Raw genomic sequence first — 19,173 nt, 5'->3', positions numbered from 1 at the left:
TCTCACACCTTTAGCTTCCATCTCTATGGACTTCATAACACGGATTTTATCTATAATCCAAACAAATGTCGGTTTCCAATAAATTGATTCTGTAATCCCTTTAATTGCCTCGTAAGTAGGAATTTGATACGAACATTTTTCTCCGCCCAATTTTGTAATCGGATCAGTAAATAATGCAAATTTTCCCCACACTTTAAACGCTATCGTGTTTTTTGGAGTATTAAACACATATGCCTCCTTTATCTAATGTTGCTGTTTGACTGTAAATATTTTAACATTTTTATAATGTATTAAACGCATATGCCACCTTTATCTAATGTTGCTTCCTCCGTAATGCCAAAGTTTTTATCATAATAACAATCGCTTATGCTATAAATATCTAAATCCTCATTTATTTTACTTGCTCTCAGATTTTCAAATTGATTTGGATAGATATTAACGCTATATTTATGAAGTTTCTTTATAAGTTTATATCTTTCTCTAAAATCAGAAGATCTCTTTATTTCTTTAATAATTTCAAGAACTCGGTTTATTTCAATGCAGACAGGACTTGCAATATCATCTATAACTTTAAAATTATTTGAAGCCGCTTTAAAAGATTGCTTAAGCGTAAGATGACCACATTTATCATCATCTTTATAGTTGTTGCGGTTTTCAGATAATAAATCCAATTCAGTATTTCCATCACAATTTCCATCACAGATCAGATATTGCATTTTTTTTTGCTGGTCTTTTTGATAAAAGAAATCAGCATAATAATATTTGATTATTTTATTGTCTAACAAATCCGCATTAGGATACCTTCTTAAAATAATTTTAGCAGTTTTTCGTCCTTTTTCAATATATTCTAACTTGCCTAAATTTTCATTAAAATTATAAACGTATAGTTCCCCTTTTTTATTACTCCCATCATCAGTTTTTAAAGTTCCATTTCTATTAATTCTTCCAGCCGCTTGAATTATAGAATCCAATCCTGCCAATGCTCGAATACCGCAATTAAAATCAATATCTATACCGGCTTCTATAACTTGCGTGGAAACAACTACAATTTTTTCTTTCCTATTTAATTTTCTTTTTATTTTTCTTAAAACAACCTTTCTGTGAACGGGCATCATTCTCGCGCTAAGATGATAAACCTCATAATCACCTTTGTTTTTTACAATCTCAAAAATTTCTTTTGCAGATTTTGTTGTATTACAAATTACTAGGCAGTTCTCATTATCATTAACAAATTCTATAGCTTTTGAAGCTATTTCTTCGCTTGTATAAGCAACATCTTTTATTTCAGGTTTAATTTCTACTCGTTTCAAACTATCAAACATACAATTTCTATTCTGAACAATATTTGATTCTTCAGAAAGTTTTAAACAACCTCTTTCTTGACATACTTTATCTAACAACGGTTGTGTTGCAGTGCACAAAACAACAGTAGTATTACAAAAATCAACTAAATAATTTATCGCATTGTTAAATAAATGAACGCATTTTATTGGAAGCGCTTGTACCTCATCAAAAATAATTATTGAATTTGCCAATTGATGAAATTTTCTCGTGTTGGTAGGTTTGCGTCCAAACATAATCTCTAAAATCTGTACGTTCGTCGTAAATATAATAGGAACGTCCCAACTTTGCATATAAAGCTCAGTTTGATTAAGTTCTTCAGTATCATTTGATGTTTGAGATATATTAGAATGATGTTCTAATACCATTTTCCCTTTATCAGATTTATCTGTTTCAACTATTTTTCTTATTGTACTAGCATTTTGTTCAATTATTGTGGTAAAAGGAATACAGTAAATTATTCTATCAGCGCCATGTCTCTTTGCCATCTCAACGGCAAACCTAAAACTTGCAAGAGTTTTTCCCCCGCCTGTGGGCACTTCAAGTTTATAACATCCTTTTCGACGTGTTTGTCCGGCACGAGCGCAATCATCAGAAATCTGCTTTCTTATTTCTTTTATATTTTCCGAAGATTTATTTTCATCATTAAGTCTATTTATTTCTTTTTCTAATTTTTCTGAAACTATATTCCAATTTACAGGCTTATTTTTAATTTTCGTTCCGCGTTCAAAATCTGCGCTGTTTGTATGATCTCCGTCTATAAGGCAACTTAACAAAAATCTTGCAATCATTCCATATGAAAACGTTGTATATATCTTCTTATTTTCAGAAGTCTTATCTATTTTGTTTTTGATTTGTTCAATTTCAGATAACAAATTGTTATTGGCAGCATTATTTATTTTATCCGCAATGTCTTTCTCTATGTTTTTCTTTACATCCTCTATCGAGACAGTTTCTTTTTCTTTATTATAATAGTGTTCTCTGCTCAAATAGTGTTCTTTGCTCAATCTTTCATTAAATTTGTTTTTTCCGCGTATATCAATCATATCAATCAGCCCAGAATGATGAGAAACACAACAAAGTTCAATTAGTTCAGACAAAAAATCTTTTAATTTATTGTCCTGTATTAATACTTTAATAAACTTATCGAAATATTGAGCGCCAGCAGTAGAATGATCTATATCCCCTCTGCGAATATCGTTTCTTTTTTTTAATAAATAGTCTTGGTATAATTTTGAATATTTTCCTAAATCATGCAACAATCCTAAACAATACCCTACATATCCCATTCCGATTTTTGAGGCGTTCCTTTGAGATATCTCGGCAACTTCGGTTAAATGGGTCTTCAATTCTTGTTTTCGTTTTTTATCATCTTTAGACAAACGAGCGTAAAACAATGGCGCTTGATTTTCAGAAACCATAATCTTTCCTCTCTTTTACATTGCATAAAAAAACAATCTCATATCATAATCTATAACGGATGATAAGATTGCTACTTACTTCAAAAACTCAGAAATAGTATATGCTACATATCTTGCAGCTTTTGGTAAAGTTGTTTCGTCGATATTGAAATTACTGTGGTGCCAAATATCCAAGATAAAAAACAAATTTAGGATAATTCTAACACTAGTCGCGTCCGTTATGGACGCGACATCAGCTCTACAAAGTGACAAAAACAACACATTAACTATTTCAATTCACGTACCTTACATTTTTTATAAAGTACGACTCTTCATTTATACCATCATTACTCTTCTCTTATTTTTATGTTTAAAGTATTTTAATTCACCAATCAGCCTTTCAACCTTTGTGCAAAAGTTCAAAATACTGCACATTTTTTCCGCTTAGAATTAAGTCTATAGAAAGATACGACAAAACCGCAAGATGATTTTATATACAGAAATGACCATTCTACTAAAAACTTATCATTGTTTTAATCCGTTTGTCTTTATTTGACAAAAATCAAATATGTTGTGAATTTTCACACAACATTGACATTGTAGTACATTTGTATTATACTAGTAGCGGGCGAAGGTAATTTCCTTAAAAACGGGGCTCCGAACGGTTCCTCAAGGTTCAAACCTAAAGTATTTTTAAGGTTCTTCGCTTTTTTATTTTTATCCAAATAGTGACGATTCCTCAACTATCATATTTTTGATAATATTGTAGTAGAAATTCTCACCGTATTCATATTTCCTGAACAATGCCCAAGATACAAAATCTACTGCTTGCAATCCCTTAACAGAATGTGGTGGTTTTATGCCTACCTCGATTTTTAATTTATGATTTGATAACGCTTCAGTTTCTAAATAATTTTTAAAATTTGTGTTCAAAAATTTATTTGTTTCTCTGCGTGAAGCCATAAACTTAACAACCTCATCTAAAGGTAATATTTTTTTATTTATAATTCTATCTAGGAGTATATTGGTTACATAATTATACAATATCGTTTTTTCATCTTGTAATCTGGTGAAAACTTTCTTTTTGCTTAAAATTATAGACATTACGCTTATATCTTTATCCTTTAATTCAGTTAACAATTTTATTTTTGTCTTGTTATCTTCTTTACTACAATGTAGTATTCCATGATGAGTCAGCCTCTTACTTTTAGGAATTGATTTAAATGTTTTACTGACAACTTTGTTAACGATATTATCATTCTTTGCCATTAGAAATGTAACAACAAAATTTTTAGAAGTTTTTGATTTTGTAAAATCAAATCCTAAACAACCGCTTTCGTCCATAAAAATATAAGCCATTTATTTTTTCATTTTCAATTTTAGAATTATTTTAACAAACTTGTTGCCTAATTCTAGTGTTTCTTTTAACACATCTTTCGCTATACAGTTGATTTTTTTAAAATTTTGCAACTACACATTAACTGAAACATATTTAATTTATACAAAACCCAAAACATAATGTCAAGTGTTTTATATTCATTTCAAAAACTCAGAGATGGTGTGTGATACATATTTTGCAGCTTTTGGTAAAGTTATTTCGTCGATATTAAAATTACTGTGGTGCCAAGGGTATGATGTGTTTTTGTTTTTTGAAGTTCCTATGTAAATAAAATTACCCGGAATAACGCGTAAATATTCCGAAAAATCTTCGCCGCCCATAGACGGATTATCTAATATTTCTACATTGTTTTCACCGTAAAATTCTTTTGCTGTTTTAACGCAGGCTTCTGTGATTTCATGCGTATTAATAAGTGGATCTCCTGTTGCATTATATTCAGCAACACATTTAACATCATAAAATATTTCTATTCCTTTCAGTTTCTTTAAAATACTAGTCTTTATTAGATTTCTTGTTTTGTTGTTAAGAGTTCTCACCGTACCTTCTAATGTTACTTCCTTGCAAATTATATTGCATGCGTCTCCGCCGGAAATCTTTCCAAATGTTATAACTGCGCGCTCTAGAGGATCAAGTTCCCTTGAAATAATACTTTGAACCATACTAATAAATGCCGATGCTGCAACCATTGCGTCTTTCCCTTGATGAGGATACGCGCCGTGCGCTATTTCGCCAGTAATTTTTATTTTTAATTTATCGACAGCTGCCATCATCGCGCCGTATTTAAAACCTATTTTTCCTGATTTAAGATAGGGACTAACATGCGCGCCTAAAATAAAATCTATATCGGCAGGATTTTTTAAAGCCCCACATTTAATCATCAGTTTTGCGCCATTAGCAGTTTCCTCATTTGGTTGAAAAATAAATCTAACATTACCTTTTAACTCATTTTTTTTCTGTTGCAAAAGTTTTGCTGCGCCAAGCATTATTGCAACGTGAGCATCATGCCCGCAAGCATGCATAATCCCTGTTTTTATTGATTTATATTCGATATCATTATTTTCGCAAATAGGCAACGCATCCATATCCGCTCTTAAGAGTATTGTTTTTCCAGACTTCGAGCCTTTGATAGTGCCTATCACACCTGTTTCACCTACGCGTTTATACGGTATTTTTAGTTCTTTGAGTTTTGATTCAATAAATTTTGCAGTATTATACTCATCACCACCAAGTTCAGGATTTTTGTGGATATGTCTTCGTATTTCTACAATTTCTTGATCTAAAGTCATTTTATATATCTCCTAAAATTAATTCATTTAATAGATGATATTTGTTTAATTACGTAACAAATATTTTCTGCAATATCGCTTGAAATAACGCCTGTTTGACCCTTATCTTTTTCAGCAAGTTCGCCCGCAAGCCCATGAACAAAAACTGCAAATTTTGCCGCTTCAAAAATATCGTCTGTAATATTTACAAAAGAAGCTATAATGCCGCTTAAAACATCGCCGCTTCCAGCAGTTGCCATAGCAGGCGTGCCGGTATTATTTTTATATATCTTTTTACCAGAAACTATAAGCGTATTATTGCCCTTTAAAATACACATTAAAGAGTTTTTCTTTGAAAATTCTGAAACTATTTTTTCTCTATTGTTTTTTATTAAATCACTTTTTATATTTAAAAGTTTAGACAGTTCGCCTAAATGCGGCGTTACTATAAGTTTAGCTTTTATATTCTTTAGTTCATCTGAAACGCCATTAAAACAGGCAAGTCCCGAAGCATCTAAAACAACGGCGATATCTATTGAAGAAAGAATTTGTTTAATAAACTTACGCAAAGCAACGCTATTGTCCGCTTTTAATCCAGGACCTATTACAACTGATGAAACTTTTCTAGTCTTTATAAAATCAATGATATCAGATGATGTTTCATATACATAAAACATTATTTCCGGTTTTGAAATCGCGGAAACTTGGTTTAAAAATTCATCTTTAACAGCGTAAGTTACAAGACCGGCGCCTGAGCGCAATGCCCCTAAACATGATAATATGCCTGATCCGGGCATAGTTTTAGAACCTGCTATTACCAAAACATGACCATAGTCATATTTATGACTGTCAGGTTTTCTTTTTAACTTTGAAATAAAATTTTTAATTTCTCGTTCTTTCATAAAATATTTTAAAATACTATTGCGACAGCTACTACACACTTATCCGTATGAGATAAAGATACGTCCATTTTTTGATATTTTTTGTTTTTAATATAGACCTGCGGTTTTCCACATTTAGTATTTTGAATAGAAACATCCGTGGCGATAAGTTTTTTATTTTTAGAACTTAAAGCCTTCCAAACAGCTTCTTTAGCTGCAAAACGAGCCGCCAAATGCTGCGCCACATTTTTTTTAGATAAGGAATAAAGTATTTCTTCTTTTGAGAAAATACGCTCCAGATATTTTTTATCTTTCAAATATTTATTAAATCTTTTAACTTCCTCGATATCAATACCTATATTCATTCAAACTCCCATACGTCTTTGTCGCCGTATTGAGCGCAGCAAAATATCCAATCTAGAAGAACATATCTTTCACTTAGTTCATGATTGCGCTTGAGAATTCAGACGACACTTCAAATAATATTGTGCGAAGAGTTTTGAGTTTTAGCGCCGCTTGCGACAGCGAAGTTTGCTGAAGTACACAAATGAACCGGCGCGTAAGAAAGCTTAAACTCAAAAGACTAAACGCAATTATTCTACAGTGACGGATTTTGCCAAATTTCTTGGCTGATCCACATCGCAACCCAACAACACCGCAATATAGTAAGACAAAAGCTGTAAAGGAATTACCGTCATGAGAGGCGATACAAATTCATCAGTTTTAGGAACATAAATTACATAATCGCTTTTTTGTCTAATTTTTTTATCGGACTCATTTGCTATAGCTATGATAGTTCCGCCTCTAGCTTTTGCTTCCTCTATATTTGAGATTATTTTTTCATATATTTTACTTTCAACAGCTATTGCAACTATTGGCATAGACTCGTCAATTAGCGCTATGGGGCCATGTTTCATTTCGCCCGCGGCATACCCTTCAGCATGTATATAAGAGATTTCTTTAAGTTTTAACGCGCCTTCCAAAGCAACAGGATAATTTACGTGCCGTCCCAAATACAGAAAATCTCTTTTATGCTCAAACGTTTTTGCAATAGCATTAACAGATTCAGGATCTTTCAGAAATTCCCCGATTTTTACAGGTATTTCCCACAATTCTTTTAAATATTTTTTTATCTCACTGTTAGAGAGAGTTCCTTTTTTAGATGACCAGTCTAAAGCGAGAATGTAAAGAGCAGTCAACTGCCCTGTAAAAGCTTTTGTTGAAGCAACGCCTATTTCGGGACCGCAATGCGTATAAACTACATGCATTGCTTCACGACTCATACTTGAACCAACAACATTACATATCGCAATAGTTTGACAGCCTTTACTTTTAGCAAGTCTTAAAGCTGCTAAAGTATCTGCAGTCTCGCCTGACTGCGAAATAACTATAACTAAAATTTTTTCATTTAATATTGGTTCTCTATATCTAAACTCTGAAGCGATATCGACTTCAGCAGGAATTTTTGCAAAATTTTCAAACAAAAACTTTGAAACAAGTCCAGAATGATAAGATGTGCCACATGCTACAATATAAATATTTGAAATGTTTTTAATATTTTCTTCTTTCAGTTTAACTTCTTCAAGATAAATCTTTCCCTCGTCCGGATAAATTCTTCCTCTAAACGTATCTTCAATCGTACGAGGCTGCTCAAATATTTCTTTGAGCATAAAATGTTTATAGCCGTCTTTTTCAGCTTGCGCGACATCCCATTTAATATTTTTTATTTCTCTATTTTTTACATTACCTTCAATATCTTTTATAACTATCGTATCAGCAGTAATTTCCGCAACATCGCCGTTTTCAAGAAAAATCATATCGCGCGTATAAGGCAATAACGCGGGAATATCTGAAGCTAAAAAACTTTCGCCCTCGCCTACGCCAACAATTAGAGGAGCATCTTGACGCGCGCATACTATTTTATCCGGCTCGTCTTTGCATATTATTCCAAGCGCATAAGATCCTTTTACTTCGCTCAAAGCTTTTTGAACGGCATGGAATAAATTCTTATTGTAATGCTTTTTTATAAGATGCGCTATTACTTCCGTATCAGTTTCAGATTTAAATTCTTTTCCGTCATCTTGAAGTTTCGTCTTTAGCTCAACATAATTTTCTATTATACCATTGTGAACAATAACAACGCTTTTGGTTGGATCTGTATGTGGGTGAGCGTTTTCTTCAGACGATCTTCCATGTGTAGCCCAACGCGTATGCCCTATAGCTATATTTGCGCTTATAGGATTTTTTTTAAGATTTTCTTTAAGATGACAAAGCTTACCGGCGCTTCTTCTTATCTGAAGCCCTTTATCTATCACAACGGCAATACCTGCAGAATCATAACCTCTATATTCAAGTTTTTTCAAGCCATTAAACACAATATCTACAGCATTTTTTTTACCTATATACCCAACAATTCCACACATATCTAGTCCTTACTGATAAGCTCTTTCATGTCTTTAACAGCAGTTGCAAGACCTGTAAATATAGCTTTGGCAACAATTGAAAAACCAATATTAAACTCATTCATTCCTGAAATTTTACAAATCTGCTCCGTATTGTCGTAATCTAATCCATGTCCTGCGTTTAACAAAATTTCTTTCTGTATTGCCGTTTGAGACGCATTTAAAATTCTTTCAAGCTCTGTTCTAAAATTGGAAGAATTTGCGCCGTTTTCTTTGAAAAATTTTGCGTATTTTCCTGTATGCAACTCCACCGCATCAGCGCCTATTTCACTACAAGCTAAAACCTGACTTACGTCAGCATCTATGAACATGCTAACAACAATTCCTGCTTTTTTAAGCCTTGCAACAACATCCGCAAGATTTTTTTTATTGGATTTAACGTCTAATCCGCCTTCTGTGGTGAGCTCTTGTCTTTTCTCAGGAACTATGCACGCAAAGTCAGGTTTTACGTCAATGGCAATCTTAATTATTTCTTCGTTTGACGACATTTCAAGATTTAATTTTGTTTTTATGGATTTTCTTAAACCATAAATGTCAAAATCTTGGACATGTCGTCTGTCCTCTCTTAGATGCGCTGTTATGCTATCCGCGCCGGCTTCTTCACAAATTTTGGCGGCTTCAATTACTGACGGCGCTTCTTCTTTTCTTGCTTGTCTTAATGTTGCTATATGGTCTATATTTACGCCTAGTTTTATCATTCTACCTCCTAATAGATTCTATTTCCATCGCGGCGACATCCGCTATATTTTCTGCTATTGTTTTAATTTGATTTGCATCTTTACCTTCAACCATAACTCTTAAAAGATTTTCTGTACCAGAATATCTAACCAATACGCGTCCGTTACAATTTAACAATTTCCCAAAATTTTTAATAAGTTTACAAGTTTTTGGAAGTTTTTCTATAGGAACTTTTTTTGAAACTGTTTTATTTATAAGCGCTTGCGGGAATTTTTTAAGTACGCTCATAAATTCCGACATAGTTTTATTTGTGTCGCATAACGCAGAAAGAAGAATGATCGCGCTTAACATTCCATCGCCGGTAGGCAAAATATCTTTTAATATAAAATGTCCCGACTGCTCTCCTCCAAACGACGATTTATATTTCTTCATGTCTTCCATAACGTACCTATCGCCAACTTTTGCAGATATAACGTTTATCTTCTCTCGTTTCATTGCTTGCAAAAGACCTATGTTTGCCATTACAGTAGTTAATAAAATATTATTTTTAAGTTTCTTTTTACTCTTAAGCCATATTGCCATTGAAGCAAGAAAATAATCTCCATCCCTTACTAGACCATTTTCGTCAATACATATCAATCTGTCAGCATCGCCATCAAACGCAAAACCGCAAAAAGCTTCATATTCTTTTACTTTACTTGCCGCATATTCCGGATACAATGCCCCGCAATTTAAATTTATGTTCTTGCCATCTGGTTTGACATTTAAAGCGACAACTTTTGCGCCAAGTTTTTTTAAAACATAAGGCGCAGATTTATAAGATGCTCCATTAGCGCAATCTACAACTATCGTTTTTCCCTTAAGATTCTTGCCTGAAAAATTTTTTAAAATAAAGTTTTCATAAAGTTTTAAAAATTTAGAATCTTCTTTTACAGATATTTTTTTCTTTGTAACAACAGTTTTTAAATTTATATATTTTTTTACTTTATGTTCGATTTTTTCTTCTATTGAATTGGCAAGTTTCAATCCCCTTGAATTAAAAAGTTTTATGCCATTATCCATATAGCGATTATGGCTTGCAGATATCACTATCGCCGTCGAATATTTACCGCTTCGCATAAGCAAAGAAGCCGAAGGCGTAGGCATAACGCCGCCAAAAACAGGGGTCGCCCCGGCGCTTACAAGTCCTTTTGTAAGTTCGCTTTGTATTCTTTTCCCAGATTCTCTCGTGTCGCGAATGATGAAAATATGTTTTTTGTTGCCAAGCGTTTCGGCTATAGATTTCCCAATAATTTCAAGAGTTGTATTGTCAAACGGAAATACGGAAGAATTCCCTCTGATACCATCAGTTCCAAATAGTTTCATTACATATATCCCGCGTACCACCAAACAAAAAAAGCAAGCGCTAAAGCAAGCAACTTAAGTTGCCAATTCTTTTTTATTCCAACAAACAATTTTTTCATTTCGATTTTAAAACCTCGCCGTTTGTATCAATTACTTCTTTAAGTTTTGAAGTCGGTATATTGCCGTATAAATTCCCCTTATACGCAACAGATATTCGTCCTGTCTCTTCGGAAACAACAATTATTATCGCGTCTGTTACTTCGCTTAAACCAAGCGCAGCTCTATGTCTCGTTCCAAATATTTTTACGCTAGTATCGTGACTTAACGGCAACAAACAACCCGCCGCTGAAATTTTACCGTTAAAAACGATTACTGCCCCATCGTGCAATGGAGCAGATTTGTTTTTAAAAATTGAAAGCAAAAGTTCATTTGAAATATTTGCATTTAAAGTTATGCCCGTTTCAGTAAAATTTTTTAAGCCTATTTCGTTTCCTATTGCTATAAGTCCGCCCATCTTAGACGAACTTAATTCTTCTACAGCTTCTATAATCTCCGTGACATAAGAATTTTGTGTTTGGTTTTTTGAACCCCACAACTGACCGCCTATTTGCGCTAAAACATTACGTATTTCGATCTGGAATATAACTGCAAATATAATAACTGCAGCCAACCAAAAATTATCCAAAAGCCATGACAATGCTTTTAAGTGTAAAACATCTCTTGAAACAACGGTAAGTCCTAAAATAAACAATATGCCGACGACAATTTGTATTGCTCTTGTACCCTTAATAACAAGGATAAGTCTATGAAATACCATTGTAAGTATGAGAATATCTAAAATATTAACTATGTATGTACTGTAGAGATGCGTAATAGTTTCCATTTATATTCCTCTGAAAGTTTCAATTATTTTTAAAACATTAACTGTTTCTTTTACGTCATGAACTCTTATAATGTCTGCGCCGCAAAAAACTGTAAGAAAATTTGCCGCAATAAATGCAACTTTATCTTCTCCTGCAAGCGATCTTACAAAGTTCTTTCTAGACACTGCGCCCACGACTGCGCCAAGCGTTGACAAAACGTCAATATTTTTTATCAATTCAATATTGTGTTTTACAGTTTTTCCAAAACCCGGTCCCGGATCAACTGCAATACGCTCCGCTTTTATACCAAAACTCATCGCATGCTCTTTTTGCTCCCATAGAAATTCATATACTTCAGACGTACAATTTTTATATTCAGGATGCGCCTGCATATTTTTAGGAACGCCCTTCATATGCATAAGTATCACGCCGGCTTTTGTATCTGCAATAAGTTTTGCGAGCTTTTCTTTGCTTCTTCTCAAAGCAAAAATATCGTTTACAATATCTGCGCCTTCAGCAAGAGCAACTTTTGCCGTTTCATATTTGTACGTATCAACAGAAATTGGAATCTTAACATTTTTACGTATCTTTTTTAGAGCGGGGATCAATCTGTTTATTTCCGTTTTTGCATCTATAGGTTTTACGCCGGGTCTTGAAGATTCTGCTCCTATATCTATAATACCGGCGCCAAATTTTTCAAACTCCACTGCTTGCCTGCAGGCTTTATCCGAATCGATAAGTCCATCTCCGGAAAAGGAATTTGGATCCATATTTACAATGCCCATAACTACAGGTTTTGATAAATCTAATATTTTTTCTTTATATTTAAAAACTTTCTTTTTATTTATTACATTGTCCAAACTTAATGAGACTTCTTTTAAACCAAATGGTTGTAAGCGAAGTTTATTTACTAATTTTTCAATTTGATTGATAGTTGCAAACAAGACTACATCAGAAACGCCTTGTTTAAACCTGCTGACATTTTCGCTCACAGCGGTATCAGCCCCAACAGAAATGGCGTCTTGTTTTAAAATATTTGCAGCCCTATTGTCTATTTTTTCAATAACTATCGGAACAATAACACCCTTTTTTGCAAGATTCTCGCAAACAGAAACATTACACCTCGTATTTTTGACAAGAGTTTTGGCATCATTAAAATTATTTACTACTGCTTTTCTTACAATCATTTATTATCCGTTCAAAGAAACAGTTGGATTCTTCGCTGCGCTCAGAATAACAACAACAACGATGACAACAACAATGTGGATTCTCATTTTCATGGAGATGACAGCAACAGGTCAAGCCCGGAATGACAAAACGCCATCACTTACCGTCTTTTCAGGCTTCAAGACTTGGGGACGAAGCGAAGAAAAACTAGAGCGCAACGTACTGGAAGTAAAGCGGAGCAAACAGTATATAAGTTTCCGTTTTTCAAAGCTATAGTCCAAATCTAAAAACCGTTATAATTAATCTTTTAATAGTGACATAACTTCAGCGCGCGTTCTTACATCTTTCAGGAATGTCCCCCTCGTAGCGGAAGTAATCATCTTTGAACCCGGTTTTTTAACGCCTCGCATTGTCATACATAAATGCTCCGCTTCAATTACAACCATGACGCCATGAGGCTCTACCAACTGCATTATAGCATCTACTATTTGTTTTGTAAGTCTTTCTTGAAGTTGTAGTCTGTTTGCAAAAACTTCAAACAGTCTAACAAGTTTTGATACGCCTATTACCTTATCTTTTCTAGGGCTATATGCGATGTGCGCTTTGCCAAAAAAAGGAAGCAAATGATGCTCGCATAAAGAATAAAATGAAATGTCTTTAACTAAAATTATTTCTTCATGATATTCTGTTGTATAATGAGCAGAGACAAGTTTTAAAGGATCAACAGCATTTCCGGACAGCGCTTCTTTATAAAATTCGGATACTCTTTCGGGAGTACGATTAATACCTTCTCTACTTAAATCTTCCCCGAAAGACTCAAGCAAAAGTTTTATAGCTCGCTGCGCTTTTTTTTCATCAAAATTAAATGGTTTCACTTTGTATTTTTCCACCCGCAACATTACCTTCTATGATTTTTTTCTCAGCGACAGTCTTTTTTTTATCTCCCTCAGCTACAGCGGATTTTGCGACAAAAGGAGATAAATCTTCACCTTCCATAATTTTATTTATATCTTCACTATCTAAACTTTCTCTCTCTAAAAGATAATCCACAAGTTTACTTAAAATATTCATATTATCTTTAAGAAGAGTAGCAGCTTTTTTCCTCGCGCCATCTATAATGTTCTTAACTTCTTCATCTATAAGCTCAGAAGTTTTTCCTGAATGTCTTGCATCAGAAATATCTCTTCCTAAAAATACCTCTTCATTTGGTCTTTGCAAAGCCATAGGTCCTATTTTATCACTCATACCAAATTCTGTAACCATTCTCATTGCGATTTTTGTCGCTTTAGAAATATCATTCTGAGCGCCGGTGGTAATCTCCAAAAATACAAGTTCTTCTGCAACGCGTCCACCAAATAATATCGCAAGCTTGTCTAAAAGTTCTGTTTTTGAAGTTAAATACTTATCTTCTTCAGGAAGTTGCAATGTATATCCTAAAGCAGGTCCACGCGGAACTATAGAAACTTTATGCACAGGATCTGCCGAAGGCAACAATTTTGCAACAAGCGTATGACCCGCTTCGTGATAAGCAATAACTTTCTTTTCTTTGTCAGACATTAAACGCGACTTTCTTTGAGGTCCTGCAAGAATTCTGTCTATTGATTCTTCCATGTTTTTCATGGTTACAGTTTTTTGATTATTTCTTGCAGCAAGCAAAGCTGCCTCATTTACAAGATTTGCAAGATCTGCGCCGACAAATCCCGGCGTTCTCCTTGCTATAACATTTAAATTTATATCGCTGTCAAGCTTTATTTTCCTTACGTGCACAGCAAGAATTTCTTCTCTATCTTTCAAGGCAGGACTTGGAACAACAACTTGTCTGTCAAATCTTCCCGGTCTTAAAAGAGCAGGATCTAAAATATCAGGTCTATTTGTGGCAGCAATCAAAATTACACCCTCTTTAGTATCAAAACCATCCATTTCAACAAGAAGTTGATTTAATGTCTGCTCCCTTTCTTCATGTCCGCCGCCCATACCTGCAAATCTATGTCTTCCCACAGCATCTATTTCATCTATAAACAATAAACATGGAGCAGATTTTTTGCCTTGTCCAAATAAATCTCTCACTCTTGAAGCGCCAACGCCAACAAACATCTCTACAAATTCTGAACCGCTTGACGAGAAAAAAGGAACTCCAGCTTCACCTGCTACAGCTTTTGCAAGTAAAGTTTTACCTGTTCCAGGAGATCCAAAAAGCAAAACGCCTTTAGGAATCTTTCCACCGAGCTTTTGAAATTTTGCGGGTTCTTTTAAAAATTCTATTATCTCTTGTAGCTCTTCTTTTGCTTCGTCGCAACCTGCAACATCTTTAAAAGTAACTTTTTTTGCCGTGTTATTTCCGGCAATTTTTGCCCTTGTTTTGCCAAAAGACATGACCTGTTTCCCCCCGCCTGCCATGCCGCGCACCATCATCAAAAACCAAAATAAAATAATAAGAATTGTAGGCGAACAACCAAGAAGCAAAGATCTAACCCAATTATTTTTCCCTGTGGCTGAAAATTCAAGGACTTTATTGTCTTCCATATCTTTTATAAGATTTGGATCTTCCATAGGAGTAGTTTTAAATTTCTTCAAAACACCATCTGTATCTCTAAACTGTCCGCTGATAAAATCTTGAGCGACTAAAACTTTTGACACGCTACCAGCTCTTATATACTGTTTGAATTGAGAATATTCAAGATCTACTTCATGCCCCTTCTGACGAGCTGAATTCATAAGCATAAATATAATAATAAAAAGTGTTATCCAAAAGAGGATAAACCATGGATTTTTATTTTTCATCAAGCAAGCTCCTTTAATGTCCCTATATAGGGAAGTCCTCTGAAAAATCCGTTGCAATCTAAACCATAATCTACAACAAAACCATCGCCAATTTCAAAGCGAGTGTATTCGACGTCTATTTCTGTTTAGTGTATTTATCCCATACATTCTCGTCACTTAGCATTCCTTGTAAGATATGCTTTATTTAATCTGATCTTAAAAATCCAATCGGCTGACAACGCATACTCGGATATATCTGACGACAAAATTTTATGCATTATCAAATTAATATGCGAATTATACTTTTTTTGAGGCAAAATATTTTTTAAAATTCTAAATCTAATCGCTTCATTATACCGTAAAAACATTGTTAAATCAAGCAAAATTTGATTTTTCTGTATATTCACGCACTTCTTCAATAATTTATTGGAAATCTCTTCCAAATATGCATCTTCTCGAGCTTGTATACAGCTTAAAGCAAAAATATGTTCTACTGTCATTGGGTTGATTTTTTCACAAACAGGCATAAGTGAAAGGCGTATCTTGTTTCGCGTATAAACATCTGAAAAATTAGATTTATCGATACAAAATGGGAGTTTATGCTCTTTAACATACTCCTCTATCAATTTTCTTTTCACAGGAAGTAAAGGACGGATTATTGTAAGATTATTACTTATTTCCCTTGTTTGAGGTATCCCGGAGAAACTTCCGCTACCTCTTAAAAGCCACATAAAAACTGTTTCGGCATTATCGTTGGCGTTGTGCGCAGTGGCAACTTTATTACATTTACGCTTTTTTGCTATGTCATCAAGAGCTAAATACCTTAAATTTCGACCGGCTGTTTCAGTTGAGGCAGACTTATCTTTTGAGTACTCTTTTACATTAAGCGTTTCAAGAACACAATCTATGCCGAGCTTGTCCGCAAAATCTTTAACGATTTTTGCCTCTTTTACAGATTCTTTTCTTAAATTATGATTAAAATTCACTACTACAAGATATATATTAATTTTTTTTGCCAAACGCCAAAACAAGTGAAGCATACACATAGAATCTATACCGCCCGACACCGCTAAAACAATTCTATCTTTAGATTTAATAAAATTGTTCCGTACAATGTTACGATAAAAAATATCCCATACTTTCATCTCTTAAAAAACCTTCTAAGAAAATGCGAACCTTCAGCAATTTTAGGAGGAGAAATAAGCTCCGTAAAATTTTTAATAAACGCAATAATATATTTATCGGGATGTATTGCTATGTATTTATTATGCCACATCGGGCAAAATTTATCTTTAAAATTTCTTAAAGCAGAAAGATTGTGATTAAAATGTTCGGCGAACATAAACATTTTTGCAAAATATTTTATAACATCTCCACTGCTATCCATCGACGAATCATAAGCAAGACCCATATTAAACCATTTATACCCGTTTGATTTTGCTAACAGAATATTTTTGAACACAATGTAAGTAAAAATATCTTTATCGCATTTCACATATCTTACGATTCCGGAAGACAGTTCATGTTTGTTCTTCGTTTTACCAATCACAGAAAAAGCATAAATTTCTCCGTTTTTTTCTAAAACTCCAAAATCCATGTCATTCATATAAGAGTCGTCATATTTTCCAGGGATAAAGTTTCTTTCTATATAATTTGTATTTGCCTCCCACTCTTTATTTATTTTTGCAAAAATTCCTCTATACTGTTCAAACTGCGTGGCAGGTAATACTTTATACGTAAATCCTAAAGCTTCAACATCGCTTTCTAAATCGCGTAAATCTTTAAACTGATAATCTTCTTTATTAAAAATGCTCAGCAAAATTTTTGCTTCCTGCCCCATATTAAAAACATCAAGCCCTACGTCGTCATAAATCCGCACATACTTATGATCTATTCCTACAAAAGCTGGTTTTAAGGATTTACTATCTGTGATTTCTTTACATTTCCACAAAAGTTCATTTTTATGAGAATACCTGCCTACAGGATCCCCCAAAACGATTAAACTGTTTCTAACTTTTGCATACATGATGAATGCGTCTTTCTCATCATTTACAATATAGCTTTTATCAGACGCAAGAGCGTTCAAAGAATACGCATAATCCGAGGAATAAACTATATTCTTTATATCATCTTTTGTAAATGAGACGGGTTTTTTAAAGAAATTTCTTGATATTTGTTCCAATATCACTATAAAAATTATAATTAACATGCCTAAACTTGCTCTTAAAAACCTTGCAGCATCATTGGTGCTTAAAAGATTTTTAAAAAATACGTCTAAATGAATCCAAGAAAAAATATCTTGCCTGTTTACAAAAAAACCAATCCACGCCGAAATAACAAAAACACCGCCAACTGCGCTAAACCACCACGTATTGAAAGCTGTATTTAGTATTGATATCTCTCTATAAAAATATTTTTTTGAACACAAAAGGGCAATGAGCAAAACTATAAAGCACAAAAGCAACAAGAGAGGATCGCCAACAGTAAGTATAAGAACAATATCCAAACTTACTAGAACACAGGCTATAATCCATGCATTCTTAATTCTAAGTTGTAATGCTCTTGAGATAAAAAGCAATGCTATCGAAATTATGCTTAACAAAAAATGCGATAAATCGGCAAACCAAGCGGGAAGCAGATTTATAACAAACTTTAATTGCGCAACGTCAAACGGAGTGGCAGCTGAAAACATTGCAACCATGCCTGCGAAAAATGACGACAATGCAATAACTTGAATTATAGCGGAAGAAACTGACTTGCCAAAAATTCTTGCTCTTTCGTTGAATTTCTTTGTAAACATCATAATCTCAAAAGAACCAAGCATTGCAAGAGCAATTAAAAGCGGAAAAAAATAGAATACCGCTCTATATACAAGAAGCGCTCCTATAACGCCAGGGTTCTTTGCCGAATGAGGAAGCAACAAAGTAATTGAACTCTCAAAAACCCCCATTCCACCGGGAACCTGACTAATAATTACAACAAATTGCGCTACAAGAAAAACTCTAAGAAAAGCAAAATAAGAAATATATCCTTCCGGCATAAGAGCATAAAAGACAAGCGACGCAACAATCCAATCTGCTGTAGCTAGCAAAACCTGCGCAACAACAATTTTTATATTAGGGAAAGTTATAATCCACTTAAACAATTTTACTGATCTCGAACGCAATATACTCAAAAGAACATATAGCAGTAAAATAGCAAGAGACACTATCCCTATTATTTGGGTGGAAAACTTTAAATTGAATCTTTCGAGGGATACAGGCGCAAACGTAAAAATAAACCCGCCAATCGCTAAAAGACCAAGCCAAATTGTAGCTGAAGAGAAAAAAAGAACTTTTGTAACATCAACCATCGATACATTATACACCGAATAAAGCCTATATCTTATTGATCCGCCAAAAAGCATCGAATAACCTGTATTGTTGGCTAAGACATTACTTATAAAACACGTAAACAAAATATCTTTCGGTTTTAATGAAACATTTGAACGTATGTATTTAAATGCAACAATGTCATATCCGCCTAAAATTACATAATACGACAAAGCCAAAACAAGCGCCATCATAATTCTAAATGCAGGTATGACTTTCAACGCATTGACAATATCAACATA

The 19,173-nt window shown here is 33.8% G+C and carries 15 protein-coding genes; all 15 read right to left on the bottom strand.

Going from position 1 to position 19,173, the window contains the following annotated elements:
- The coding region (gene cas5c, locus LE180_RS02340; protein WP_374133879.1) for a type I-C CRISPR-associated protein Cas5c at positions 1 to 228 on the bottom strand (228 nt) is incomplete at its 3' end.
- Between the two features lie 62 nt (positions 229 to 290).
- The gene (gene cas3 / locus LE180_RS02335; protein WP_374133878.1) at positions 291 to 2,762 is read right to left on the bottom strand and encodes a CRISPR-associated helicase Cas3'; all 2,472 of its coding nucleotides are present in this window, start codon (positions 2,760 to 2,762) and stop codon (positions 291 to 293) included.
- Between the two features lie 696 nt (positions 2,763 to 3,458).
- The gene (locus LE180_RS02330) at positions 3,459 to 4,100 is read right to left on the bottom strand and encodes a DUF3800 domain-containing protein (protein WP_374133877.1); all 642 of its coding nucleotides are present in this window, start codon (positions 4,098 to 4,100) and stop codon (positions 3,459 to 3,461) included.
- Positions 4,101 to 4,277: 177 nt separating this feature from the next.
- A complete protein-coding gene (locus tag LE180_RS02325) occupies positions 4,278 to 5,426 on the bottom strand; it encodes a M20 family metallopeptidase (RefSeq protein WP_374133876.1) in 1,149 nt (382 codons plus the stop codon).
- A 23-nt stretch (positions 5,427 to 5,449) separates the two neighbouring features.
- Positions 5,450 to 6,307, bottom strand: a complete 858-nt coding sequence (locus tag LE180_RS02320) for an NAD(P)H-hydrate dehydratase (RefSeq protein WP_374133875.1) — start codon at positions 6,305 to 6,307, stop codon at positions 5,450 to 5,452.
- A gap of 8 nt (positions 6,308 to 6,315) precedes the next feature.
- Positions 6,316 to 6,651, bottom strand: a complete 336-nt coding sequence (acpS, locus tag LE180_RS02315) for a holo-ACP synthase (RefSeq protein ID WP_374133874.1) — start codon at positions 6,649 to 6,651, stop codon at positions 6,316 to 6,318.
- 228 nt (positions 6,652 to 6,879) lie between these two features.
- Positions 6,880 to 8,709, bottom strand: coding sequence for a glutamine--fructose-6-phosphate transaminase (isomerizing) (glmS, locus tag LE180_RS02310; protein ID WP_374133873.1), 1,830 nt, complete (start codon positions 8,707 to 8,709; stop codon positions 6,880 to 6,882).
- Between the two features lie 2 nt (positions 8,710 to 8,711).
- Complete coding sequence (locus LE180_RS02305; protein ID WP_374133872.1) at positions 8,712 to 9,446, bottom strand: pyridoxine 5'-phosphate synthase; 735 nt, start codon at positions 9,444 to 9,446, stop codon at positions 8,712 to 8,714.
- A 1-nt stretch (position 9,447) separates the two neighbouring features.
- A complete protein-coding gene (locus LE180_RS02300) occupies positions 9,448 to 10,791 on the bottom strand; it encodes a phosphoglucosamine mutase (protein ID WP_374133871.1) in 1,344 nt (447 codons plus the stop codon).
- 94 nt (positions 10,792 to 10,885) lie between these two features.
- A complete protein-coding gene (gene cdaA / locus LE180_RS02295; RefSeq protein ID WP_374133870.1) occupies positions 10,886 to 11,653 on the bottom strand; it encodes a diadenylate cyclase CdaA in 768 nt (255 codons plus the stop codon).
- Positions 11,654 to 12,820 (bottom strand): dihydropteroate synthase, encoded by a 1,167-nt coding sequence (gene folP / locus LE180_RS02290; RefSeq protein ID WP_374133869.1) that lies wholly within the window; start codon positions 12,818 to 12,820, stop codon positions 11,654 to 11,656.
- 279 nt (positions 12,821 to 13,099) lie between these two features.
- A complete protein-coding gene (folE, locus tag LE180_RS02285) occupies positions 13,100 to 13,675 on the bottom strand; it encodes a GTP cyclohydrolase I FolE (protein ID WP_374133868.1) in 576 nt (191 codons plus the stop codon).
- Positions 13,662 to 15,581, bottom strand: a complete 1,920-nt coding sequence (ftsH, locus tag LE180_RS02280) for an ATP-dependent zinc metalloprotease FtsH (RefSeq protein WP_374133867.1) — start codon at positions 15,579 to 15,581, stop codon at positions 13,662 to 13,664. Before ftsH ends, folE begins: the two co-directional genes overlap by 14 nt.
- A 152-nt stretch (positions 15,582 to 15,733) precedes the next feature.
- Positions 15,734 to 16,705 carry a tRNA lysidine(34) synthetase TilS gene (tilS, locus tag LE180_RS02275; RefSeq protein ID WP_374133866.1) on the bottom strand — a complete coding sequence of 324 codons (972 nt, stop codon included), beginning with the start codon at positions 16,703 to 16,705 and terminating at the stop codon, positions 15,734 to 15,736.
- On the bottom strand, positions 16,702 to 19,173 hold a 2,472-nt coding region (locus LE180_RS02270; protein ID WP_374133865.1), incomplete at its 5' end, for a phosphatidylglycerol lysyltransferase domain-containing protein. The genes LE180_RS02270 and tilS, both read right to left, overlap by 4 nt.

The sequence above is a fragment of the Candidatus Endomicrobiellum pyrsonymphae genome (genome assembly GCF_020328025.1).
GTDB classification, from domain to species: domain Bacteria; phylum Elusimicrobiota; class Endomicrobiia; order Endomicrobiales; family Endomicrobiaceae; genus Endomicrobiellum; species Endomicrobiellum pyrsonymphae.
Note: the sequence above shows the minus strand (reverse complement) of the source record. Positions and strands in the feature narration are given on the sequence as shown.